The following is a 22,654-nucleotide window of genomic DNA, read 5'->3' as shown; positions in this document are numbered from 1 at the left end:
GCACCGGCGTCGTTATCGGCGCCGCGCGCGGCGGCGGCGCCGGACGTGCCCGGCCGGCCACCCGCGGGCGTGCCCCCGCCGGACAGCCGTGCGATGCTCGCCCGGGCGGCATCCGCCAGTCGCGCCTGCAGAGCGACCAGGTCTTTGCCCGCCGCGAGCGTCTTTCCGCTCTCGTTCACCACCCGGAACGTCACCCGCAGGTGCTCGGGCAGCCGCTCCCGGTCGAAATCCGCCACGGTCACCGGCTCGTACGCGAGCCGCGTCATCAGGGCCGCGAGCTTCGCGAGGAAGCCGTCGTCCGCATCCGGCCCGAGCTCGTCGAGCAGCCGCCCCGCCCAATCGGTGGCCGGCACGAACTTCACCCGCAGCCGCTTGGGCAGCGAGCGGATCAGCGCCGTCACGAGCTCGCGCCGGAACCCCGGCACCTGTGACTCGAAGGCCTCCGCCTGGAGCCGCGGCAGCAGCGCCAGCGGCACGGTCGCGGTGACGCCGTCGTCGTCCGACCCCGGCTCGAAGCGGTAGGTCAGCGCGAGCCGCTGATCGCCCTGCTGCCACTGCGCCGGGAACTCGTGTTCGTCGACCTCCGGCGCCCCCTCGGGCAGCAGGGTGTCGAGCGTCATCGTGAGCAGGTCGGGGTCGTCGTGCCTGGCCTTCTTCCACCAGCCCTCGAAGCTGCGCTGCGTGTTCACCTCGCGCGGAATGCGCGCCTGGTAGAACTCGAACACGGCCTCGTCGTCGAGCAGGATGTCGCGCCGCCGCGACCGCTCCTCGAGCTGCTCGAGCTCGCGCCGGAACGCGTGGTTGGCTCGGTCGAAAGCCTGCTGCGACTCCCAGTCGCCCTCCACGAGGGCGTGCCGGATGAAGAGCTCGCGGGCGTACTCGGGGTCGACCCGGGCGAACTGGATGCGCCGCTTCGCCACGATCGGCACCCCGTACAGCGTCACCCGCTCGTAAGCCACGGCGGCGCCCTGCTTCTTCTCCCAGTGCGGTTCGGAATAGCTGCGCTTCAGCAGATCGCCGGCCAGCGCCTCGGCCCAGCCGGGGTCGATGGCGGCGTTCATCCGCGCGAACAGCCGGCTGGTCTCCACCAGCTCGGCACTCATCACTGCCGCGGGCTGCTTCTTCGACAGCGTCGAGCCCGGGAAGATCGAGAAGCGCGTGTTGCGGGCGCCCGCGTAATCCTTCTTGACCAGGTCGCGCAGCCCGATCTGCGAGAGCAGGCCCGACAGCACCGACTTGTGGATGCCATCCGGATTCACGGCCGGCTCGCCCATCGTGAGCCCCAGCGGTTTGGCCAGCTGCCGCAGCTGCCGGTACACGTCCTGCCACTCGCGGATGCGCAGATAGTTGAGGAACTCGGCCTTGCAGAGCCGCCGGAACGCGCTCGAGGAGAGCTCGCGCTGCTGCTCCTCGAGGTAGTTCCAGAGGTTCAGCAGGGTGAGGAAGTCGCTCGTCTGGTCGGCGAACCGGGCGTGCAGCTCATCGGCGCGCCCCCGCTTCTCGAGGGGTCGCTCGCGCGGATCCTGGATCGTCAGCCCCGCCACGATCGCCAGCACCTCGCGGCTTGTACCCGTGCGCTTGGACTCGACGACCATCCGGGCGAACCGCGGCTCGATCGGCAGGCGGGCGAGGTCGCGGCCGACGGCGGTGAGCGCCGGATGCCCGTCCCGGCCGACGCCCTTCACGGCGCCGAGCTCGCTCAGCAGGTCGAGCCCGTCTTTGATGCCTCGCGAGTCCGGCGGCTGCAGGAACGGGAACGCCGCGATGTCGCCGAGCCCGAGCGAGATCATCTGCAGGATGACGGCGGCGAGGTTCGTGCGCAGGATCTCGGGGTCGGTGAACTCGGGCCGCCGCGTGTAGTCCTCTTCGGAATACAGACGGATGGCGATGCCGTCGCTGGTACGGCCCGAGCGGCCGGACCGCTGGTTGGCGCTGGCCTGCGAGATCGGCTCGATCGGCAGCCGCTGCACCTTCGAGCGCACCGAATAGCGACTGATGCGAGCAGTGCCGGAGTCGATGACGTATTTGATGCCCGGAACCGTGAGGCTCGTCTCGGCCACGTTCGTGGCGAGGATCACCCGTCGACGGATGCCCGGGGTGCTGCTGCGCTGGAACACCCGGTGCTGGTCGGCGGCACTCAGCCGGCCGTAGAGCGGCAGCACCTCGACGCCGTTGCCGGAGGCCGCGCTGCGCCCGGCGTACTTGCCGCGCAGGGCCTCCTCGGCGTCGCGGATCTCGTTCTCGCCGCTGAGAAACACGAGCACGTCACCCGGTGCTTCCCTTTCGAGCTCGTCGAGGGCGTCGCCGATGGCCTGGAAGAGGTCGCGGCCGTCGTCGTCGCGATCGGCACCACCCTGGCCGGGCTTGGAACGGCCGGCGGGGCGGCCCGGGTTCCCCGATCGGGGGTTCCCGGATGCCCGGGCGGGGCTCGCGGAGGTGCGCGGGCGGTTCGCGGACGGGTGAGGGGCGTCGCCCAGCTCGTCGTCGTCCTCGTCGTCGGGGTCGTCGGACGGCGCATCCGGAGCCAGCGGCCGATACCGCACCTCGACCGGGAACGTGCGCCCCGACACCTCCACGATGGGCGCCGGCTCGCCCGCGGCATCCGCGAAGTGTCGCGCGAAGCTCTCGGGGTCGATCGTCGCGCTCGTGATGATGAGCTTGAGGTCGGGCCGCTTCGGCAGCAGCTGCTTGAGGTAGCCGAGCAGGAAGTCGATGTTGAGGCTGCGCTCGTGCGCCTCGTCGATGATGATCGTGTCGTACCGGCTGAGCATCCGGTCGTGGTTCATCTCGTTCAGCAGGATGCCGTCGGTCATCAGCTTGATGCGCGTGGCCTTGCTCGCCTTGTCGGTGAAGCGCACCTGATAACCGACGAGGCCGCCGACCTCCTGACCGAGTTCTTCGGCGATGCGTTCGGCGATGGTGCGGGCGGCGAGCCGGCGCGGCTGTGTGTGCCCGATGTTCTCGCGGCCGAGTTCGAGGCAGATCTTCGGCAGCTGCGTGGTCTTGCCCGATCCGGTCTCGCCGGCCACGATCACGACCTGGTGGTCGCGGATGGCGCGCGCGATGTCGTCCTTCTTCTGGCTGACGGGCAGCTCGGGAGGAAAGACGATGGTGAGGGGGGCTGGGCGCAGCGGGGAGTCGGAAGACATCAGCCCTCTATTCTACGGGCCTGGCCCTGGGCCCGGGCCCGGGCGGCGTCAGCGTCCGTGCTTGGCGAGGATCGTGTCGAGGTCGATGCGCTTCAGCAGCGTTGCCCAGTCGAATTCGCGGGCGGTGCGGATGGCGTCGTCCTCGGCCATCACCGCGCCGTTGCGCTCCACCGTCACGCCGGCCGGAGCAGCCTCGTTCACGATCCGCAGGATCTCGTCGTTCACCGCTTCAGGGTCGAAGTCGGCGCCGTAGCGGGCGTAGACGTCGGCGTTCACGGTGTAGTCGAGCACGGTCACGCGGGTGTGGGTCATGTCTCCATCATCGTGGGCTGCGGCGTCGAGCGGTAGAGCGGATGCGTCGCAGATGGCGCCGACTTCGTTCGTCATGGCCGGCCCTCCGCGATGCCCGCGAGCGTAGGCTCGGAGCGTGAGCGACACCGAATTCGACGAAGACTGGCAGGCCTGGCACAAGGCGCGGTTGCGCACGGTGACCGCTCCGCACGGGCTGGCGTCGCTCGTGGGCACGCACTGGCTCTCGCCCGATCCGCAGCCCGTCGAGGGGCTCGAGGGCGAATGGTCGCTCGACGGCGCGGCCATCGTCGGCCCGACCTTCACGATCGACGAAGGCGGCGAGGTGCTGCTCGGCGGCCGCCTGCTGCGCAACCACCGGCGCGACGACGACGTGGCGCTGCGCATCCTCGACCCCGACGCGCCGTCGCGGGCGTCGGTGGCCGACATCGAGGCGTATGAGCCCGACCCTGCCTGGGTACTGAAGGGGCACTTCCGGCCGGCCGATGGCGAGCGGATCGACGTGACCGAGATCGACGGCTACGTCGAGAACCAGGAGCTGGCGGGAGTGGTGGAGGTGGAGGTCGCCGGGCAGAAGCTCGAGCTCCTGGCCACCGGGCCCCTGACCCGGCTGCACGTGGTGTTCAAGGATGCCACCAGTGGCGAGGAGAGCTACCGGTTCCGCTTCCTCTTCCTGCGCGCCGACGCCGGCTCGGGCGAGATCGAGGTCGACTTCAACCGCGCCGTGCTCCCGCCCTGCGCCTTCGCCGACTTCTACCTGTGCCCGCTGCCCGCGCCGCAGAACGTGATCGAAGCCCCCGTGCGCGCGGGCGAGAAGCAGGTCGTGCGGCACTGACGGGCGTTTGGTCGCAATCTTGTTCGCGTGAGCCGGCCTTTGTGACCGAAATTGCGACCGAACGGCAAGTCGAAGAGAGGACGCACTGTGGTGAACAGGCTTTCGGATGCGATCAGCCCGTACCTGAGGTCGCACGCGGGGAACCCCGTGGATTGGTTCCCGTGGGGTGCGGAGGCGTTCGCGGCGGCCGCGGCTCGCAACGTGCCCGTGCTCGTGTCGATCGGGTATTCGACCTGCCATTGGTGCCACGTGATGGCGCGCGAGAGCTTCTCCGATCCGGCGCTGGCCGCGTACCTCAACGAGCATTTCGTGGCGATCAAGGTCGACCGGGAGGAGCATCCGGAGGTCGACTCGGTGTACCTCGCCGCCGCGGGCGCGTTCACCGAAGGGCTCGGCTGGCCGCTGAACGTGTTCACCACGCCCGCGGGCAAGGCGTTCTTCGCGGGCACGTACTCGCCGCCCGTGCCGGTGGAGGGGCACCCCTCGTTCCGGCAGGTTCTCGACGCGGTCACGGAGGCGTGGCAGGTGCGGCACGCCGACGTGCTCGCCACCGCCGACCAGCTCGCGGCGGCGCTCGCCGCCGGGCAGCAGCGGCTGGCGGCCGCCGGCGCCGTACATCCCGAAGCCTCGGCTCCGGATGGCGTCGCCCCTACGATCGCACCCGCCCTCGGCGCCATCGTGAGCGAGCTCGCCGCCTACGAGGACAGCCAGTACGGCGGCTTCGGGGGTGCGCCCAAGTTCCCGGTGGCGCCCGTGCTGCGCTTTCTGCTGGCCGCGGGGGCGGGGCCGGTTCAGTCCAGCGAGTCTGAGGCCGACCTCGTGCACAGTGGAGGAGCTTCCGCCGAAACTCGCTGGAGTGAACCGGAACGCGTCGCGGCCGAGGCCCGAGCGCTGGCGAACCGCGCGCTCCGGGCGATGGCGGCGTCGCCGCTGCGCGACCCGGTCGAGGGCGGGTTCTTCCGGTACGCCACGCGTCGAGACTGGAGCGATCCGCACTACGAGCGGATGCTCTACGACAACGCCCAGCTGCTCGATGCCTACACCGAGGCCTGGGCGCAGGCGCAGGCCGAGCCCTCCCGGTCGGTCGGTGACCCGGCTCCGGATGCTCCGGATGCCGCCGACTGGGCGCGCGACGCGGCCGAGGGGATCGCGGGATTCCTGCTCGGCGTGATGCAGCTGCCCTCCGGCGGATTCGCCTCGGCGCAGGACTCCGAGAGCACGGTCGACGGCCTGCGGGTTGAAGGCGGCTACTACGCCCTCGATGCGCCGGCACGTGCCGCGCAGACCCCGCCCGCCCTCGACGAGAAGGTGCTGGCCGGCTGGAACGGTCTCGCGCTCGGCGCCCTGGCCCGCGCCGCCTTCGTGTTCGACCGCGACGACTGGCTGGCAGCCGCCTGCCGCGCCGCAGACCACGTGCTCGGCACCCACGTGCGGCCGGGACATCCGCTCGCCCGCGTGTCGATCGGCGGTCGCCTCTCGGATGCCGTGGCCACCCTCGAGGACTACGGGATGCTCGCCGACGGCCTGCTGCGCCTCGCGACAGTCACCGGTTCGGTGCGGTACGCGACCGCGGGCCGCGCGCTGCTCGACGCGGTTGTGGCGGGCGACACCGGCTCGGGCGACCCGGTGTTGCGCGGCCAGGGCCTCTCGGCCGAACTGGATCCCTCCGAAGGCGCCTACCCCTCGGGCCGCAGCGCCGCCGCCTCGGCGCTCCTGCTGCTGCACGGCCTCACGGCCGAGCGCCGCTACCGCGACGCGGCCGCCGAACTGCTCGCCCCCGTCCGCGAGCTCGCCCCCACGCAGCCGATCGCGTTCGGCGCCGCCCTCCGGGTGCTCACCGAGCTCGCCGGCCCCGCCACCCAGCTGGTCCTCATCGAGCCGGATGCCGCGGGCGAGGCCCGCTCCGCCACCTCCGCGATCCCCGCCACCTCTGGGGTCCCCAACTCCGCGATCCCCGCCACCTCCGCCACCTCCGGGGTCCCCACCTCCGCCACCCCAGGCATCCCCGCCGCCGCCCCGTCGGCTCCGGTCGCGCCGCCCCCACCATCCACTCCCGTCGCGCCATCCACTTCGGTCAGGCCATCCGCTTCCCCCGGACCATCCGCTGCACTCCGCGACTACGTTCGCCGCCAGACCACCGGCCTCTCGGCCCGCGTCACCGACTCCCAGGCGCGCGAGCTCGCGGCATCCGGTTTCGAGCTCTTCGAAGGCCGCCCCGCCCAGCACGGACTCCTCACCGCCTACCGCTGCACCGACTTCGTCTGCCGCCTCCCCGCCACCACCCCCGAGCAACTCGCCGACCCGTCACTCAGTCCCGCTCAGAGCACCGAATAGCGGCACTATCTGACGGGTCGGCGAGGGTGGAACTGGGTACCGCGGGCGCCGCGTCAGCGCCACGACAGCGGCGCGTAAGCGGGCCGTAAGCGCGCCCGCGCAGACTCGTTCCCGAACCCGGCGCCATCCTGTGCCGGTCATCGAGAAGGAGATCGGATGCCCGCCTCACCCACCGGCGACTGGGCCGTCGAAGCCCACGGACTCGTCAAGGTGTTCGGTGACAACCGCGCCGTCGACGGAGTCGACCTCAGCGTGCGCACCGGAACCGTCTACGGCGTGCTCGGCCCCAACGGCGCCGGCAAGACCACGACGATCCGGATGCTCGCCACCCTGCTGAAGCCCGACGGCGGCGAGGCCACCGTTTTCGGCCACGACGTGCGCCGCGAAGCGCAGATCGTGCGCCAGCTGATCGGCGTCACCGGCCAGTACGCCAGCGTCGACGAGACCCTGAGCGCCACCGAGAACCTCGTGCTGTTCTCGCGCCTGAACGGCCTCGGCCGCGCCGAGTCGCGGCGCAAGTCGGCCGAGCTGCTCGAGGAGTTCGGGCTCTCCGAGGCCGCCAAGCGCCCGCTGAAGAACTTCTCCGGAGGCATGAGAAGGCGCCTCGACCTGGCCGCCAGCCTCATCTCGCAGCCGCCCCTGATCTTCCTCGACGAGCCCACCACGGGCCTGGACCCCCGCACCCGCTCGCAGATGTGGGACACCATCCGCCGCCTCGTGGCCACCGGATCGACGGTGCTGCTCACCACCCAGTACCTCGACGAGGCCGACCAGCTGGCCGACCGCATCGCCGTCATCGACCGCGGCATCGTCGTGGCCGAAGGCACCTCCGACGAGCTCAAGCACTCCGTCGGCAGTGCCTCGCTGCTGCTCAGACTCACGGATGCCGCCAGCCTCGAGCGCGCCCGTCACGCCATCCAAGACGTGCTCGGCGTCGAGTCGGTGCTGAGCCCGGAGGCGGGCCGCATCACGGCACCGATGAGCGACCCCGACAGCATCACCGACCTGCTGATCCGCCTGCGCGCCGACGGCATCCAGGTGGCCGAGCTCGCGGTGCAGCAGCCCACCCTCGACGAGGTCTTCCTCGCCCTCACCGGCCATACGGCCTCCGACGAGGAGACCGCCGGCGACGGCACCACCACCGGCGCCGCATCCGGAGCCGACAACGGCCTCGCCCACGAACCAGAACTGGAGACCGCGAAATGACGCAGCTCACCATCGCCCCCGGTGTCTCGCGCACCCTCAAGAACCACGTCAGCCTCAGCCAGACCGTGCAGAACTCGTTCAGCATGGCCTGGCGCGGGCTGCTGGAGATCCGCCGCACGCCCGAGCAACTGATCGACGTGACGCTGCAGCCGATCATCTTCACCCTGATGTTCTCCTACATCTTCGGCGGCGCGATCGCCGGCAGCGTGCAGGACTACCTGCCGCTGCTGATCCCCGGCATCCTCGTGCAGACGGTGATCACCACCTCGGTCGTCACGGGCATCCAGCTCCGCGAGGACATGGACAAGGGGGTCTTCGACCGCTTCAAGTCGCTGCCGATCGCCCGGATCGCCCCGCTGGCCGGTGCGCTCCTGGCCGACACCGCCCGGTACGCCATCGCGACCACGATCACCTTCGTCGTCGGATTCCTGATGGGCTACCACCCCGCCGGCGGATTCGGCGCGGTCGTGCTGGCCGCCCTGCTCGTGATCGCCTGCTCCTGGGCGATCAGCTGGATCTTCGCGTTCTTCGGCGTGATCGCCCGCAGCGCGTCGAGCGTGCAGGGCATCTCGTTCCTGGTGCTGTTCCCGCTGACCTTCCTCTCGAACGCCTTCGTGCAGCCCGACACCATGCCGACCTGGCTGCAGGCGTTCGTGAACGTCAACCCGGTCTCGCACCTCGTGACGGCGGTGCGCGACCTCGCCAACAACGGCGTCTTCGGTGCCGACGCCTGGTTGGCCCTGCTCGGAGCGGCCGTGATCGTGGCGATCTTCGCCCCGCTCACCGTGCGCGCCTACATGAAGAAGGCCTGACCCGTAGCGGTCCGGATCGGCTGCGGCCGACCGGACCGCTAGTCAGCGCAGGTAGGTCATCAGGGTGTCGTACGTCGCGGAATCGATGGTGTTCGGTCCGCCTAGGACCACGATGTGCTCGGGGGCGAGCCGTTGCAGCTCCGCGGCGGTCGCCTGTGGCACCGAGTCACGCGGCACCAGCAGGATGGGCGCACGGTCGAGGATCGCAGGCGACGCCGCCGAGAGCGCATCGGGGAACACCGCGCCGGACGCGACGTACACCGTGCTTCCGAGTGCCGGATGGGTAAACGTGTTCTGGGACACCAGCGCTGCGACGGCGTAGCGGTCGTCGCCGCCTATCCGTGTTGTCCGGGCGATCCGCCCGAGCGTCGACACGACCGAATCGGCGATGCTCGAGGCCCCGCCCACTACGACGATCTTGGCCGGACGAAGCCGCTCGAGTTCGTCGGATACTGAGTCCGGGACGCCATCTTTACTCACCAGCAGCACAGGTCCACTGCTCGCGCCAGCCGCTGCCGATGCGGAGAGCGCATCCGCGAACGTCGCGCCCGAAGCGATGTAGGCCGCGGGGACGTTCGGTCTGAATGTTCCGGCGGACACGGCAGCCGACACCGCGAAACGATCGTGGCCGTCGATCCGCCGAACGACCGGGGCAAGAGCGGCGAGCGCGCTCTCCACTCGGGGAGAGATGGTGGCGCTGCCGCCGAGGAGGAAGATCGATTTGGGCCGAAGACGGCCGAGTTCCGCGCGGATCGATGCCGGCAGGGAATCCTTTGCCGTCAATAGCACCGGGCCCCCGGTATATCCCGCGGCAGCCGAGCCCGACAGGGCATCGGGGAAGACCTCCCCGGATGCGACGTAGGCCACCGGCACCCCCGCATCAAAGCTCGCCGCCGACGCGTGTGCGGATACCTCGTAGCGGTCTGCGCCGTCGATCCGGGTGACGGTTGAATCGGGCCGCACGGCTTTGTCCTCGACGACTGCGACCTCATGCCGGCCATAGTCGGACACGAACACCCGGCCGGTCGCAGCCTCAACAGCAAGCCCAGACGTTTCGGACGGATCGTAAAGCCTATTCAGCGAGACGGTCGCCCGTATCGTCTGGTCCTTCGTGTCGACGACGACGACAGTGCCTGCTCCGCCGCTCGATACGTAGAGGAGCCCCTTGGCCGGATCGACTGCCACGTCGGCGAGGGCCACTTTGGGGAATTCGACATCCCTTAGGTCGAGGACCTTCGTGACCACCAGAGTCGCGGCATCGATGACCGAGATCGTGTTGTCGTTCGAGTTCGCTACGTAGATCAAGCCGGCGGCGATGTCGGCGGTGATTCCGGCAGGGTAGCTGTGGGTGCGGCCCGTCGAGAGGTCCGCGATCACAGCGGAGACGGTGTCGGTGGCCAGATCGATCACCGACACGGATCCCGAGGCGGAGTTGGTGACGAAGCCTTTCTCCTGGGCGGAGTCGAGGGTGATGTCGAACGGCAGCTCGCCGATGCCGTTCGTCGAATCATGTGGAATGGTCGTCAGGAGCGCGAACGTGGTGGTGTCGATAACGCTCACTGTTCCGTCGTCCCAGTTGGTGACGTACGCCCGATGTGTGCTTGGATCGACTGCGATTCCCATGGGGTATTCACCGACACCCGTCACATCGTTAGGGATGACGTAAACCACAGCATTCGACGCGAGGTCGAAGACCGATACCGTGCTGCTCACGGTGTTGGTCACGAATCCGCGCCCGGTCGAAGGATCGAGTGCAATCGAGTTGGGGCCGTCTCCGATACCCGTCGCGACATCGTGCGGAATGACGGCTATGACCTCGTCCCTCGCGGTATCGATGACCGAGACGGTACCACCACCGTTGTTCGCGACGTACGCGCGGCCATGGTCCTGGTCGATTGTGATGCCGTTCGGGCGTCTGCCGATGCCGTGTGTCGCATCGTAGGGAATGGTCGTCGTGACCTGGAACTCGTGATGGGTGATCGGGAGCGCGGTGGCTGCCGGGGCCTGCTGAATGAGAAGCAGGCCGACGCACATCATGACGGAGAGTGCGCCGCGTGAGCGGACGGAGAAGACGGGGGTCATCACCTAAGAATAGAGAGGAATGCTCAGTTAAGCTAGACCATCCGCGGCACCGACCACGGCCCGGGCGTGCGCAGCAGTTCTGCGACGCGCCCGGGTCGTTCGTCGTTCGGGACCGCCGCGGCGGCCGCGCGCGCTGCGGCGACGTCCGCGGCCAGGTAGCGCTCCGCGAAACGCTCGAACAGGGGTGCCAGGTGCAGCGCCGAGGGATCCTGCCGGGCGCGCAGGGCCTCCGCGAAGGCCAGCAGATCGAGGGCGAGCCGCCGCAGGCGGGGATCCGCGTCGGAGACTCCGCCCGCCTGGATGCCGGCCAAGTCGCCGGCGGCAGCCGCGTCCGCCGCTTCGCCCGTGACGCTCTCGAGCCACACCGCGAGGCCGGTCAGCGAGGCGCCGAGCACGGGGCGATCGACGTGGCCGGGCTGCCAGCGCAGGTTCGCGAGGGTGCGCGAGCGCAGGTGCCGCGCCATCCGCTGCAGTTCCGCGGGCGTTCCGTCGCCGTCGAGCACCCGGCCGGCGAGCACGTTCGAGACCATGATGCGATACCAGGGCGAGGCCCGCGTGCGCGGCACGTCGAAGGCCGCGATCGCCCGGTCGTTCGCCCGGCGTGCCTCCTCGTGCAGACCCTGGCGACGGTACACCTCGGCCCGCCCGGCGAGGCCGATCGAGGCGATGTCGACGCCGTCGGACTCGCCCGGCGACTCGATCAGCCGGTCGAACAGGCGGATCGCCTCGTCGACGTCCCCGACATCGAGCTCGTTGATGGCGATGGTCCACTCGAGCTGCCGGATGTCGTCGTTCGCGCCGAGCGCCTGCAGGCCGATCCGTGCCCGGCGCGCCCAGCGCAGGGCCTCCACGGGCTCGGCGTTCTGGCTGTAGAGCGCGCCGAGCATCTGGCTCGCCATCGCCTCGCCCCAGGTGTCCTGCAGCGACACCGCGAGGTTCGCGCCCGCGACGGCGAAGCGGATGGCGGCATCCTGATCGCCGGAGTTCTCGGCCATCAGGCTCGAGACGATGGTGCCGAGCAGGGCGCTGGGACGGTGGCCGGATGCGATCCCGGCGGCCACGACCTGCCGCACACCCTCCTCGTCGCTCGAGGTCACCAGCGCGCTCATCATGGCCAGCCGCGGGTCGGACAGCGGATGCTCGGCCGTCAGCTTGCGCAGCAGCGAGCGCGGCCGCACGGCGAAGCGCAGGTCGCTGAACACGGTCGTGCCGGCGATCAGCATGAGGCACGAGGCCATCGCGTCGACGTGGGCCGCGTCGGGCCGGTAGCGCCGAATGGCGCCGAAAACGGGGGGCCCGAACGCGATCACCTCCGAGTGAGCGCTCCGCAGAGACCAGACGTAGCCGAGCAGCGAGAACACCGTCACGACCGTCTGCGGCCGTCCGGCGTCGATCGCGCGCCGCAGCACGTCGATCAGGTTGTCCTCCTCGACCGCGATCTCGGCGAACGTGGCGACCTGGCGCGGGCCGTCGGTGAAGGCGTACCGACTCGCACAGAAGCCCTCCGCCCAGGCGAAGAGGGCATCGCGCACCTCGGTGCGGGTGCCTGACTCGTCCAGCTGGAGCTGGCCGAATTCGCGCACGGTCTCGAGCATCCGGTAGCGAAGTCCCGAGGGGGATTCGCGCAGCATCACGAGCGATTGGTCGACGAGGGCGTCGAGGATCTCGCGCACGGCGTCGAGGTCGGCGTCGGCGGCCGGTCTCGCCGTGCTCGCGGCTCCCGCGGCTCCTGCCACTCCCGCCACGACCGCCGCCGCGGCTTCGGCGCTGAAGCCGTCGGCGAACTCCGACAACCGGGCGAGGGCTCGCTGTTCGGCCGCGCCGAGCAGGTTCCAGCTCCACTGGATCACCGCGCGCAGCGTGCGGTGCCGCTCGGGAGCGCTGCGATCCCCGCCGGTGAGCAGCGCGAAGCGGTTGCTGAGTCGCCGCTCGATCTCCTCCAGCGGCATCGAACGGATGCGCGCGGCCGCGAGCTCGATGGCGAGCGGCAGCCCGTCCAGTCGGCGGCAGAGGCGGCCGACGACGTCCAGTGGAAGGCTCGCGCCGGGGCGAGCCGCCGTCGCCCGGTCGACGAACAGGCGCACGGCGGCGTCGCCTTCGAGATCGCTCACCGAATCCGCGACACCCGTTGCTCCCAGCGGAGCCAGCAGGAACACGCGCTCACTCGAGATCGCCAGCGGCGTGCGGCTCGTGGCCAGCACGCTCAGCTCCGGAACCTCCGCCGTCAGCTCGGCGCACCACTCGGCGGCGGCCTCGATCAGGTGCTCGCAATTGTCCATCACGAGCAGCGTCGGGGTCTCGCCGAGACGGTTCAGGATGCGCGTGCGCAGGTCGGCGCGCAGCACGGTCGAGCCGAGCCGGGTGCCGGTCGCCACCTCGCGGATGCCCAGGGCCGAGGCGAGGGCGAACACGAGGTCGTCGGCGCTGCGCACGCTCGCCAGCTCGGCCACGATCACGGCGCCGTAGCGCTCCAGAGCCCGGGCGGCCAGCTCGTGCGCGATCCGCGTCTTGCCCAGTCCGCCCGGCCCGAGCACCGTGGTCACCCGGGTGCTCGCGAGCAGCGCTTCGATCTCGGCGATCGCCGTCTCGCGCCCGATCAGCTCGTTCGGCGCCGCACGGATGCCGCGGCCGACCGCCGCGCGGCGGGGGAGCGTCGTCGTCGCAGAGCCCGAGCCCGACGCGCCCCGGGACGAATCCGCGGCGGAGTGCTCGTCAGGCGAGATCGCCGCCGTGTGTGCCGTCGCCCCCGACCGGGCGTCCGACGCCTGAGCGACCGCCCCGGCGGGCGGGCGGGCCGCTCCCGGCAAGCGTTGCGGGCTCGCGGTGACGGTCGTCGGCGTGCCATCCGACCGCGCGTCCGTCAGATCCCGTTCCAGCAACTCCAGATTGAGCTGCTGCAGCTCGAGCCCCGGGCTGGTGCCGAAGGCATCCTGCACCTGCCGGCGGAACCGCGCGTACACCGCCACCGCCTCCGTGGGCCGGCCCATCGCATCGAGGGCGCGCATGAGCAACAGATGGGCGCTGTCGTCGAAGGGGGCGCGCTCGGTGAGCCGGCGCGCGAGCGGCTCGGCGGCGGCAGGGTCTCCGGCCTCCAGCAGGGCCGTCGACAGAACCGATTCCAGGCCATCACGCAGCTGGCCGCCGCGCGCGGCGAGCGCCTCGGCGACCGAATCGGAGCCGGAGGCGGACGTCTGTCCCGCTCCCTCCAGGTCGGTGCCGGGCTCGCCGCGCCAGAGCGCGAGACCCGCGCGGCAGGCCCCAACGGCGGCCGGCCACTCGTGGGTGGCGAGGTGGGCGCGGGCGTCGTCGAGCATCCGCTGGGCGAGCAGAACGTCGACCTCGACGGCCGCTGCGAGCCGGTACCCCGACGGCGTCGACTCGATCAGCTGCTCGCCGAAGGCCGAGCGGATGCGCGACACCTGCGTCTGCAGCGCGGCCCGGGCGCCGCGGGGGGCGTCGTCGCCCCAGACCTCGTCGACCAGGCGGTCGGCCCCGATCGGCTGCGGGGCGGCCAGCGCGAGCGCGGCGAGGAGCGCCTTGGCGCGGTGTCCGGCCGGCTCCACGAGAGCGCCGGGGGAACCGACCGCGACGGGGCCGAGCACGGCTACGCGCACGGGGTCCGGATGCTGGTTCTCGCTCACCCCCGCAAGCCTAGTGAGCGCTGCCCAGCCCGTGATCAGGCAGCCGTGCCATCCTGGAACCAAGGCCGCAGAGCGGCTTCCGGACGAGGGCGCAGTACCCGGACAGCGACAAGACTGACCACGCAGGAGTGAGTCGTCATGTCATGGATCGTTCTGATCGCATCCGGTGTGCTCGAGGCCGTCTGGGCCACCGCACTCGGCCGAAGCGAAGGCTTCACCAAGCTCTGGCCCACCGTGATCTTCGGCGTGGGTCTGCTGGCCAGCATGGCCGGCCTCGCCTACGCCCTGCGCACCATCCCGGTGGGCACCGGCTACGCCGTGTGGGTGGGGATCGGCGCGTCCCTCACCGTCCTCTACGGGATGACCCTGGGTGGCGAGAGCTTCTCGCTGCTCAAGGTGCTGCTGGTGCTGGGGATCGTGGCGTGCGTGGTGGGGCTGAAGCTCGTGCACTGAGTTTGTTGCCGGGGGCGCCGGGCTTCGCTCGGCGCTCCCGGGGCTCGCCGGTCCCTGCCCGGCGAGCCGCGACATGTGAGCGCGCGGTCGCCGGGCGCGGGCTGCGCTCGCACCCGGCGGCCACACGCTCACCTTGGGTCGCCGGGTAGGGCCTGCGGCGTGGTTGTGGGGGCCGTGGTGATCGTGGGCGATGGTCTTGCGCGCCGGCGGGTGGACGCACTAGCGTTGCGAGGCTGTGCAAATCGCACCAGCACCCCGCTAACGAAGGAAGGCGCGACACCGTGGAGAAACTCACGCTCACGCTTCGCAGCACCGAGCTGCGCGCGCTGCAGCAGCAGCGCGACCTTCAGTACGCCGACGTGGTGCACGCGATCTGAGTCATCGACTCCGAGAGCCCCGCACCCGTCGTGGCCCGGGGCTTTTTTCATGCCTTCCTCCGTCTTCCAGCCCGTTCGGGTGAGGCGGCCCCGTACCTCAGGGCTCGACACGAAGAGAGAAAGGATTATGGAAAAGATCACCGACCGCTTGTTCTCCTGGGCGAGCATCCTGGACGAGAACGCGAGGGCGCAGGCCCTCACGACCTCGACGATGCCGTTCATCTACCCGCACCTCGCCCTGATGCCGGATGCGCACCTCGGCCTCGGTGCCACGGTGGGCTCGGTCATCCCCACGCTCGGCGCCGTCATCCCGGCCGCCGTGGGCGTGGACATCGGCTGCGGGATGATCGCCGTGCGCACGCAGTTCGTGCGCGGCGACCTGACCGGCAACCCGAAGGGGCTCGGCGCACTGCGCCAGGAGATCGAGCGCGCCATCCCGCTGTCGGCCGGCGGCGCGAACAACAAGATCGTGGCCACCGCGGCGGCGAGGGTCTCCGAGCTCGAGGCGCTCGCCGAGGAGGCGGGCTTCGACCCGGCACACCGGGCGAAGCGGTGGCGTGAGCAGCTCGGCACGCTCGGCTCCGGCAACCACTTCATCGAGGTCTCGGTCGACGAGACGGATGCCGTCTGGCTGTTCCTGCACTCCGGCAGCCGGGGTGTGGGCAACCGGATCGCCGGTCATCACATCGACGTGGCCAAGAGGCTGATGACGCAGTACTGGATCGCGCTGCCCGACCCCGACCTGGCCTACCTCGTGGAGGGAACGGCCGAGTTCGACCGGTACATCGCCGAACTGCGGTGGGCGCAGCACTACGCGCTGCTGAACCGCGAAGAGATGATGGACCGGGTCGTTCGCCAGCTGAGCGAGTGGATGGGCGTGCCCGTCGACGAGCAGGAGCGGATCAACTGCCACCACAACTTCACCGAGAAGGAGCGGCACTTCGGCAAGGAGGTATGGGTGTCCCGGAAGGGCGCGATCATCGCCTCCGACGGGGCGGCCGGGCTCATCCCGGGGTCGATGGGAACCGCGTCGTACGTGGTGGAGGGCGCGGGCAACCCGCTCGCGCTGAACTCCTCGCCGCACGGTGCGGGTCGGGAGTACTCGCGGTCGGCCGCCCGCCGCACCTTCACGCACGAGCAGCTGCGGGAGGCGATGACGGGCATCGAGTTCCGCGACACCGACGCCTTCATCGACGAGATCCCGCAGGCCTACAAGCCCATCGACCGGGTGATGGAGGACGCGCGCGATCTGGTGCGGGTTCGGCGGACGCTGCGGCAGCTGGTGAACGTGAAGGGGGATTGAGTTGGCTGCCGGGGGCGCCGGGCTGCGCTCGGCGCTCCCGGGGCTCGCCGGTCCCTGCCCGGCGAGCCGCGACATGTGAGCGCGCGGTCGAGGGACGCGGCCTTCGGTCGCATCCCTCGGCCACACGCTCACCTTGGGTCAGCGAGTACGGCCTGTTGCGTTGTGGTTTGCTCTGTGGCATCTCGTTTTGGTGCGGTGTGTTCTGGTGCGTCGCGGTGCGTTGTGCTTGGGGGCGTGGTGCCGGAGCGCTCGCGCGGATACAGTGTTGTTCTACAGGTGTGCCGCGCGGGGGTGCGGCGGGTGGGGGAGATCGGATGAGTGACGTCGAGGGGCCTTCGCGGCGGGCCGTTGTGGTGGGGGCCGCCTGGTCGGTGCCGGTGATCGCGCTGTCGGTGGCTGCGCCGGGGGCCGCAGCATCCGGGCCGGGCGAGTTGACGATCGGGGTGGACTACACGAGCAGCTGGAACGCGGTCAATCGCCGCTTCACGGTGGCCTACGTCCTCGACAATCCGGGCCCCGCGGCCGTGACCGCAACATTCGATGTCGCCGACTTCTCCGGAGCTACCTATCGTCTGGGATGGTCGTACTCGGACGGGATGTTCTCGTACACACTGCCGGCGGGTGGGCACTCACCGGATAATGCCCTGACGGTCTCCTACAATGCCCCGTCGTCGCTGCAGCCCGGCGAGGTCTGGACGGTGTTCGCCACCGCCACCGCGCCCGGCTACACCGCTGCCGTCGTGCCGATCCCGCTCAGCTACTGAGCCTGGGCGATCGGGTCAGCGCAGCAGCCAGACGGCCACGAGCGAGAGGCTCGCGATGAGGGCCCAGGAGGTGAGGCCTACGATCAGGGCGCGCCAGCCGGTGCGGGCCAGGGTGCGGAAACGGATGTTCGTGCCGAGCGCGAACAGGGCCATCGCCAAGAGGACGGTCTGCGCCGTGTCGGCGACACCCAGGGCCACCTCGGGGAGGGGGACGACGGTGCGCACCAGGACCGCCGCCAGGAAGCCCACGATGAAGAGGGGAACGATCGGCGGGCGCTTCGCGGCGGGGCGCTCGATGTAGTCGGGGTGGCCGGCGCCCAGGGCGGCGTTGCGGGCATCCGCTCGCCGTTCCACCAGGCCGACGATCGCCACCATCGGCGCGAGGGTGAGCACCCGGGTGAGCTTGACGACCACGGCGGCGGCCAGCGCCACCGGGCCGGCGATCTGCGCGGTCGCCACCACCTGGCCGACGTCGTGCACGCTGAGGCCCACCCAGAGCCCGAAGTCGGCGTCGGAGAGGCCGAGCGGAAAGCGCAGCACGGGCAGAACGAAGATCGCCAGCGTTCCGCAGAGGGTGACCAGCGCGATCGGGGTGGCGGTGTCCTCGTCCTTGCTGCGGGTCACGGCCGCCATCGCACCGACGGCAGACGCGCCGCAGATCGAGAAGCCGGCGGCGATCAGGATCGGCTGGGTGCCCGGCAGCCGCAGCAGCCGGCCGAGCAGCAGAGTGGCGGCGAAGGTGAACCCGACCACCAGCACGATCACCAGGATCGTCTCCCAGCCGAGCCCGGCGATGTCGACCAGGCTGAGCTTCAGGCCGAGCAGAACGATGCCGATCCGCAGCAGCCGCCGGGCGGCGAGGGCGATTCCGGGTTTCAGGAGCCTGTCCAGGATGCGCTGGGCCGCCGGGATCTGTCCGGCGATCATCCCGAGCCCCACGGCTGCCGTCAGCATCGGAACGGCGGGCAGCAGCAGGTGCACCCCGAAGGCCACTGCGGCGGCCACACCGGCGACGAGGATGCCGGGGAGCCATCCGGGCGACTTCATCGCCGGCTCATCGCCAACTGGGCAGCCAGTAGTGCAGGCTCAGGAACCAGGCGGGGATCGGCATCCCCGTCCAGACGGGCCAGAAGAAGGCGCTCACCAGCACGCAGATCACCAGGAACGCGCCCACGATCATCAGAGCCCTCGTGCGAACCGGGCGCGGATCACCGCGCGACCCGAGCGCGAGCCCGATCACGAAGGTCAGCCCGAGGATCATGTAGGGCTCGAACGCGATCGTGTAGAACTGGAAGATCGTGCGGTTGACGTAGAGCAGCCAGGGCAGGTAGCCGGCCACCATGCCCATCAGGATGAGCCCCACCTGCCACTCGCGCTTACGGACCAGGCGGTACACCAGGTAGAAGATCGCGGCGGTCGCGCACCACCAGATGATGGGGTTCGCGATGGAGGTGATGTTCTCGTAGCAGGTCTGGCCGCCGCACAGGCTCGGGTCGTCCGACTGCACGAACATCTGCGTGGGCCGCACCAGGAACAGCCAGGTGAACGGGTTCGCCTGGTACGGATGCGGCGAGTGCTCGTTGACGTGGTAGTTGTACACGGCCGCTTCGAGGTGCCAGAAGTTCTGGATCGACAGCGGCACCCAACTGAGTCCGCCCGTCCACTCGCCGCCCGCGGTCTGCGCCCAGGTGCGGTACATGCCGCCGGAGGTGCTGAACCAGCCGATCCAGCTGAGCATGTAGGTGAACACCGCGAGCGGCACGAGCAGCAGTGCCGTCACCGGGCCCTGCTTCAGCACGGCTGCGCTGAACCAGAACGGGATGCCGAGACGCCGCCGGGCGAGCGCGTCGACCACCACGAGATAGACGCCGAATGCGGCCAGGAAGTAGAGGCCGGTCCATTTCACCGAGCCGGCCGCGCCGAACGCGACGGCGGCGGCGAGCACCCAGGGGCGGTTCCAGAGCACGGGACCCCAGGCCGGCGGTCGGTCGCCGCTGGTCGTGATGCCGTCCGCATCCGTCGTCGAGTACGGCCTCGAGCGGGCGGCCGTGAGCACGGCCAGCCGAGTGGCGCTCCACTCGCGATCCATCAGCACGGCCCCGAAGCCCAGCAGCAGGAACAGGGCCGAGATGCCGTCGAGGATGGACACCCGGCTCATCACGATGGCGTGGCCGTCGATGGCCAACAGGAAGCCCGCGATGGTGCCGAGCAGGGTCGACTTGGTGAGTTTCGTGGCGATCAGGGCCGTGAGCAGCACCAGCAGGATGCCGCAGACCGCCACCGAGATGCGCCAGCCGAACGAGTTGTCGGCGCCGAACAGGGCCATGCCGAGCCCGATGATCCACTTGCCGAGCGGCGGATGCACGGCGAACGAGGCGCTGGTCTGGAAGATCTGCGTCGCGCCCTGGTTGAACTGCGCGTCGGCATCGGCCGGCCAGCTGGACTCGTAGCCGAGGTTCCAGGTGGTCCAGGCGTCTTTCACGTAGAAGGTCTCGTCGAACACCAGGGAATGCGGATGCCCCAGGTTCACCAGGCGCAGCACGGCGGCCAGCAGGGTGACCGCGATCGGGCCACCCCATCGCCAGAGGCGCTCGCGGCCGGGCGTGCTCATGAGGCGCAGCCACCAGTCGTCCAGGCGCGAACCGGTGGGCACAGGCGCGGCGGGGCCGGCGGGCTGCGGCGCCGGCTCGGGCGCGGTCGTCACCTCTGTGCTCACCGGGCCATGCTAACGGGTGCGCGCGACCCGCATCCTGGAGCGGGCGCTCTCCTCCAAAACGACGGAGTTTTTCGCTGCCACGCCGATGGCCGCTCGCGCGTGCCGGCGCGGCGACCAAAAACTCCTTCGTTTTGGAGGGGCGGGTGGGTGGCGGATGCTCGGCGGCGCAGGGTGGCGGATGCGAGACTGGGGGCATGCTCATCCTCGCGGCCACGCCCATCGGCAACCTCAAGGATGCGTCGCTGAGGCTGATCGAGATGCTCGAGGCCGCCGAGGTGATCGCCGCGGAAGACACCCGCGTGACCGTCAAGCTGCTGCGCGGGCTCGGCATCCTGAACCGGCCGCGCCTGTTGCCGCTGCACGAGCACAACGAGCGTGAGAAGGCGGCCGAGCTGGTCGAGCTCGCCCGCGAGGGCGACCTGCTGCTGCTCTCGGATGCGGGGATGCCGACCGTCTCCGACCCCGGCTACCTGCTGGTGTCCGCCGCCATCCAGGCCGGCGTCGACGTGACCGTGCTGCCCGGGCCGTCCGCCGTCGTCACCGCGCTCGCGCTCTCGGGCCTGCCGACCGACCGCTTCAGTTTCGAGGGCTTCCTTCCGCGCAAGCACGGCGACCGGGTGAGCACGTTCCGGATGCTCGTGCGCGAGCCCCGCACGATGGTGTTCTTCGAGTCGCCCAACCGGCTGGCCGATTCGCTGACCGACCTGGCCTCGGTGTTCGGCGCCGACCGCCGGGTGGTGGTGGTGCGCGAGCTGACCAAGCTCTTCGAGGAGGCCAAGCGCGGCACGGCGGCCGAGCTCGCCGAGTGGGCCGCCGGGGGAGTGCGCGGCGAGATCTGCCTCGTGGTGGCCGGAGCAGAAGCCCTCGCGATCGACATCGGCACCGGCATCGCGCAGGTGCTCGAACTCGTCTCCGACGGCCGTCGCCTCAAAGACGCCGCCTCCGACATCGCCGAGGCCACCGGCCTCTCCAAGCGCGACCTCTACGAGGGCGCCCTGGCGGCCCGCCGCCCCTGATCGCACAGGCCCGGGCTGCTGCCCGCGTTCTCCACAGGCCCGTCACACGGAACCCCGGGCCGGATGCCGGGCTTTAGGATGGTCAGCATGTCCGACGGCTCTTCGTTCTACATCACCACGCCGATCTTCTATGTGAACGACGTGCCCCACATCGGGCACGCCTACACCGAGGTGGCCGCCGACGTGCTCGCGCGCTGGCACCGCCAGGCGGGTGACCCCACGTGGTTCCTCACCGGAACCGACGAGCACGGCCAGAAGATCCTGCGCACCGCGACCGCGAACGGCGTGACCCCCAAGGAGTGGGCCGACAAGCTCGTGGCCGAGTCGTGGCAGCCGCTGCTGGAGACCATCGACATCTCGAACGACGACTTCATCCGCACCACCGAAGAGCGGCACGAGAAGAACGTGCAGCTGTTCCTGCAGCGTCTGCAAGACGCCGGGTACATCTACACCGGCGAGTACGAGGGCTACTACTGCGTGGGCTGCGAGGAATACAAGCAGCTCTCCGACCTGGTCGACGGCACGGGGCAGCACGAGGGGCAGCTGGTCTGCGCCATCCACTCCAAGCCGGTCGAGCTGCTGAAGGAGCGCAACTACTTCTTCCGCATGAGCGACTTCACCGAGAAGCTGCTGGCGCTCTACGAGGAGCGCCCCGAGTTCGTGCAGCCCGAGAGCGTGCGCAACGAGATCGTGGCGTTCGTCAAGCGCGGCCTCACCGACCTCTCCATCTCGAGGCAGACCTTCGACTGGGGCATCAAGGTGCCGTGGGACGAGTCGCACGTCGTGTACGTGTGGTTCGACGCCCTACTCAACTACGCCACGGCGGCCGGCTACGGCTCCGACGACGATAAGTTCGAGCGGCTCTGGCCCGCCACCCACATCGTGGGCAAAGACATCGCGCGCTTCCACGCCGTCATCTGGCCGGCCATGCTGATGGCCGCGGGGCTCGAAGTGCCCAAGCAGGTCTACGGCCACGGCTGGCTGCTGGTGGGCGGCGAGAAGATGTCGAAGTCGAAGCTCACCGGTATCGCGCCCGAGCAGATCACCGACACCTTCGGTTCGGATGCGTTCCGCTACTACTTCCTGCGCGCCATCAGCTTCGGTCAAGACGGCTCGTTCAGCTGGGAAGACCTGTCCGCGCGCTACCAGGCCGAGCTCGCGAACGGCTTCGGCAACCTCGCTTCGCGGGTCGTCGCCATGGTCACGCGGTACTTCGATGGCGCGATCCCGGATGCCGTGGCCGACTCGATCACGGCCGCCGAGACCGCGATCCGCGACACCGAGCGCCGGGTCACCGCCGCCGCCGACGCCGCGATCGAGCGCCTCGCCGTGCACGAGGCCATCGCCGCCATCTGGCAGCTGGTCGACGAGCTGAACGGCTACATCACGCTGCAGGAGCCGTGGGTTCTGGCCAAAGACCCGGCCAAGGCCGACCGTCTCGCCACGGTGCTCAACACCGTCGTGCGCGGCGTCGGCACGCTCGCCGTGCTGCTCTCGCCGGTCGTGCCCGAGGCCGCCGCGAAGCTCTGGACGGCGCTGGCCGGCACCGGTTCGGTGCAGGATCAGCCCATCCGCACGGCGTGGGAGTGGACCGGCGGCACGCACGTCGCCGCGCTCGAGCCGCTGTTCCCGCGGATCGAGGTCGACGCCTCGTGAG

General features: G+C 70.3%; 15 protein-coding genes and 1 riboswitch. Of the genes, 9 read left to right on the top strand and 6 right to left on the bottom strand.

Annotated elements, in window-relative coordinates; all coding sequences use genetic code 11:
• On the bottom strand, positions 1-3,149 hold a 3,149-nt coding region (hrpA, locus tag Q0D75_RS09545; protein ID WP_291052362.1), incomplete at its 3' end, for an ATP-dependent RNA helicase HrpA.
• A gap of 48 nt (positions 3,150-3,197) precedes the next feature.
• Positions 3,198-3,461, bottom strand: coding sequence for a hypothetical protein (locus tag Q0D75_RS09540; protein ID WP_291052359.1), 264 nt, complete (start codon positions 3,459-3,461; stop codon positions 3,198-3,200).
• Between the two features lie 115 nt (positions 3,462-3,576).
• Between Q0D75_RS09540 and Q0D75_RS09535 the strand changes: the two genes are divergently transcribed.
• The 4 genes from Q0D75_RS09535 to Q0D75_RS09520 all read left to right on the top strand — a co-directional run bounded on the left by Q0D75_RS09535 (position 3,577) and on the right by Q0D75_RS09520 (position 8,645).
• A complete protein-coding gene (locus Q0D75_RS09535) occupies positions 3,577-4,293 on the top strand; it encodes a DUF1684 domain-containing protein (protein ID WP_291052355.1) in 717 nt (238 codons plus the stop codon).
• Between the two features lie 87 nt (positions 4,294-4,380).
• Positions 4,381-6,627, top strand: a complete 2,247-nt coding sequence (locus Q0D75_RS09530) for a DUF255 domain-containing protein (protein ID WP_291052353.1) — start codon at positions 4,381-4,383, stop codon at positions 6,625-6,627.
• Positions 6,628-6,783: 156 nt separating this feature from the next.
• On the top strand, positions 6,784-7,833 hold the full coding sequence (locus Q0D75_RS09525; RefSeq protein WP_291052349.1) for an ATP-binding cassette domain-containing protein: 1,050 nt from the start codon (positions 6,784-6,786) through the stop codon (positions 7,831-7,833).
• Complete coding sequence (locus Q0D75_RS09520) at positions 7,830-8,645, top strand: ABC transporter permease (RefSeq protein WP_291052346.1); 816 nt, start codon at positions 7,830-7,832, stop codon at positions 8,643-8,645. Before Q0D75_RS09525 ends, Q0D75_RS09520 begins: the two co-directional genes overlap by 4 nt.
• A 42-nt stretch (positions 8,646-8,687) precedes the next feature.
• Here the strand turns inward: Q0D75_RS09520 and Q0D75_RS09515 are convergent, their stop codons facing one another.
• Both Q0D75_RS09515 and Q0D75_RS09510 read right to left on the bottom strand, forming a co-directional pair.
• Positions 8,688-10,727: a cell wall-binding repeat-containing protein gene (locus Q0D75_RS09515; RefSeq protein WP_291052343.1), complete on the bottom strand. Its 2,040-nt coding sequence runs from the start codon at positions 10,725-10,727 to the stop codon at positions 8,688-8,690.
• Positions 10,728-10,759: 32 nt separating this feature from the next.
• On the bottom strand, positions 10,760-14,368 hold the full coding sequence (locus Q0D75_RS09510; protein WP_291052340.1) for a BTAD domain-containing putative transcriptional regulator: 3,609 nt from the start codon (positions 14,366-14,368) through the stop codon (positions 10,760-10,762).
• A gap of 59 nt (positions 14,369-14,427) precedes the next feature.
• A riboswitch (guanidine-III (ykkC-III) riboswitch) is annotated at positions 14,428-14,490 on the top strand.
• Positions 14,491-14,506: 16 nt separating this feature from the next.
• Between Q0D75_RS09510 and Q0D75_RS09505 the strand changes: the two genes are divergently transcribed.
• From Q0D75_RS09505 to Q0D75_RS09495, 3 genes are all read left to right on the top strand, one after another.
• Positions 14,507-14,821: a multidrug efflux SMR transporter gene (locus tag Q0D75_RS09505; RefSeq protein ID WP_291052332.1), complete on the top strand. Its 315-nt coding sequence runs from the start codon at positions 14,507-14,509 to the stop codon at positions 14,819-14,821.
• Between the two features lie 504 nt (positions 14,822-15,325).
• Positions 15,326-16,501, top strand: coding sequence for an RtcB family protein (locus Q0D75_RS09500; RefSeq protein ID WP_291052329.1), 1,176 nt, complete (start codon positions 15,326-15,328; stop codon positions 16,499-16,501).
• A 314-nt stretch (positions 16,502-16,815) separates the two neighbouring features.
• The gene (locus Q0D75_RS09495) at positions 16,816-17,265 is read left to right on the top strand and encodes a hypothetical protein (RefSeq protein ID WP_291052328.1); all 450 of its coding nucleotides are present in this window, start codon (positions 16,816-16,818) and stop codon (positions 17,263-17,265) included.
• A gap of 15 nt (positions 17,266-17,280) precedes the next feature.
• Here Q0D75_RS09495 and Q0D75_RS09490 read toward each other — a convergent pair whose 3' ends face one another.
• Together Q0D75_RS09490 and Q0D75_RS09485 are read right to left on the bottom strand one after the other, a co-directional pair.
• The gene (locus Q0D75_RS09490; RefSeq protein ID WP_291052325.1) at positions 17,281-18,312 is read right to left on the bottom strand and encodes a putative sulfate exporter family transporter; all 1,032 of its coding nucleotides are present in this window, start codon (positions 18,310-18,312) and stop codon (positions 17,281-17,283) included.
• Between the two features lie 7 nt (positions 18,313-18,319).
• The gene (locus Q0D75_RS09485) at positions 18,320-19,981 is read right to left on the bottom strand and encodes a phospholipid carrier-dependent glycosyltransferase (RefSeq protein WP_291052322.1); all 1,662 of its coding nucleotides are present in this window, start codon (positions 19,979-19,981) and stop codon (positions 18,320-18,322) included.
• 194 nt (positions 19,982-20,175) lie between these two features.
• Between Q0D75_RS09485 and rsmI the strand changes: the two genes are divergently transcribed.
• Together rsmI and metG are read left to right on the top strand one after the other, a co-directional pair.
• Positions 20,176-20,997 (top strand): 16S rRNA (cytidine(1402)-2'-O)-methyltransferase, encoded by an 822-nt coding sequence (gene rsmI, locus Q0D75_RS09480; RefSeq protein WP_291052319.1) that lies wholly within the window; start codon positions 20,176-20,178, stop codon positions 20,995-20,997.
• A gap of 87 nt (positions 20,998-21,084) precedes the next feature.
• Entirely contained in the window at positions 21,085-22,653 is a 1,569-nt protein-coding gene (gene metG, locus Q0D75_RS09475; protein WP_291052316.1) for a methionine--tRNA ligase, read from the top strand.
• Position 22,654: the final 1 nt, after the last annotated feature.

This window comes from Herbiconiux sp. (assembly GCF_023264855.1).
GTDB lineage: Bacteria > Actinomycetota > Actinomycetes > Actinomycetales > Microbacteriaceae > Herbiconiux.
This window is presented reverse-complemented; position numbering and strand designations above follow the sequence as displayed.

Excerpts from the sequence above, each read along its gene's own strand:
- Q0D75_RS09540 (WP_291052359.1), bottom strand. The coding sequence starts at position 3,461 with ATGACCCACACCCGCGTGACCGTGCTCGACTACACCGTGAACGCCGAC.
- Q0D75_RS09525 (WP_291052349.1), top strand. The coding sequence starts at position 6,784 with ATGCCCGCCTCACCCACCGGCGACTGGGCCGTCGAAGCCCACGGACTC.
- Q0D75_RS09520 (WP_291052346.1), top strand. The coding sequence starts at position 7,830 with ATGACGCAGCTCACCATCGCCCCCGGTGTCTCGCGCACCCTCAAGAAC.
- Q0D75_RS09515 (WP_291052343.1), bottom strand. The coding sequence starts at position 10,727 with ATGACCCCCGTCTTCTCCGTCCGCTCACGCGGCGCACTCTCCGTCATG.
- Q0D75_RS09505 (WP_291052332.1), top strand. The coding sequence starts at position 14,507 with ATGTCATGGATCGTTCTGATCGCATCCGGTGTGCTCGAGGCCGTCTGG.
- Q0D75_RS09500 (WP_291052329.1), top strand. The coding sequence starts at position 15,326 with ATGGAAAAGATCACCGACCGCTTGTTCTCCTGGGCGAGCATCCTGGAC.
- Q0D75_RS09495 (WP_291052328.1), top strand. The coding sequence starts at position 16,816 with ATGAGTGACGTCGAGGGGCCTTCGCGGCGGGCCGTTGTGGTGGGGGCC.
- Q0D75_RS09490 (WP_291052325.1), bottom strand. The coding sequence starts at position 18,312 with ATGAAGTCGCCCGGATGGCTCCCCGGCATCCTCGTCGCCGGTGTGGCC.
- rsmI (WP_291052319.1), top strand. The coding sequence starts at position 20,176 with ATGCTCATCCTCGCGGCCACGCCCATCGGCAACCTCAAGGATGCGTCG.
- metG (WP_291052316.1), top strand. The coding sequence starts at position 21,085 with ATGTCCGACGGCTCTTCGTTCTACATCACCACGCCGATCTTCTATGTG.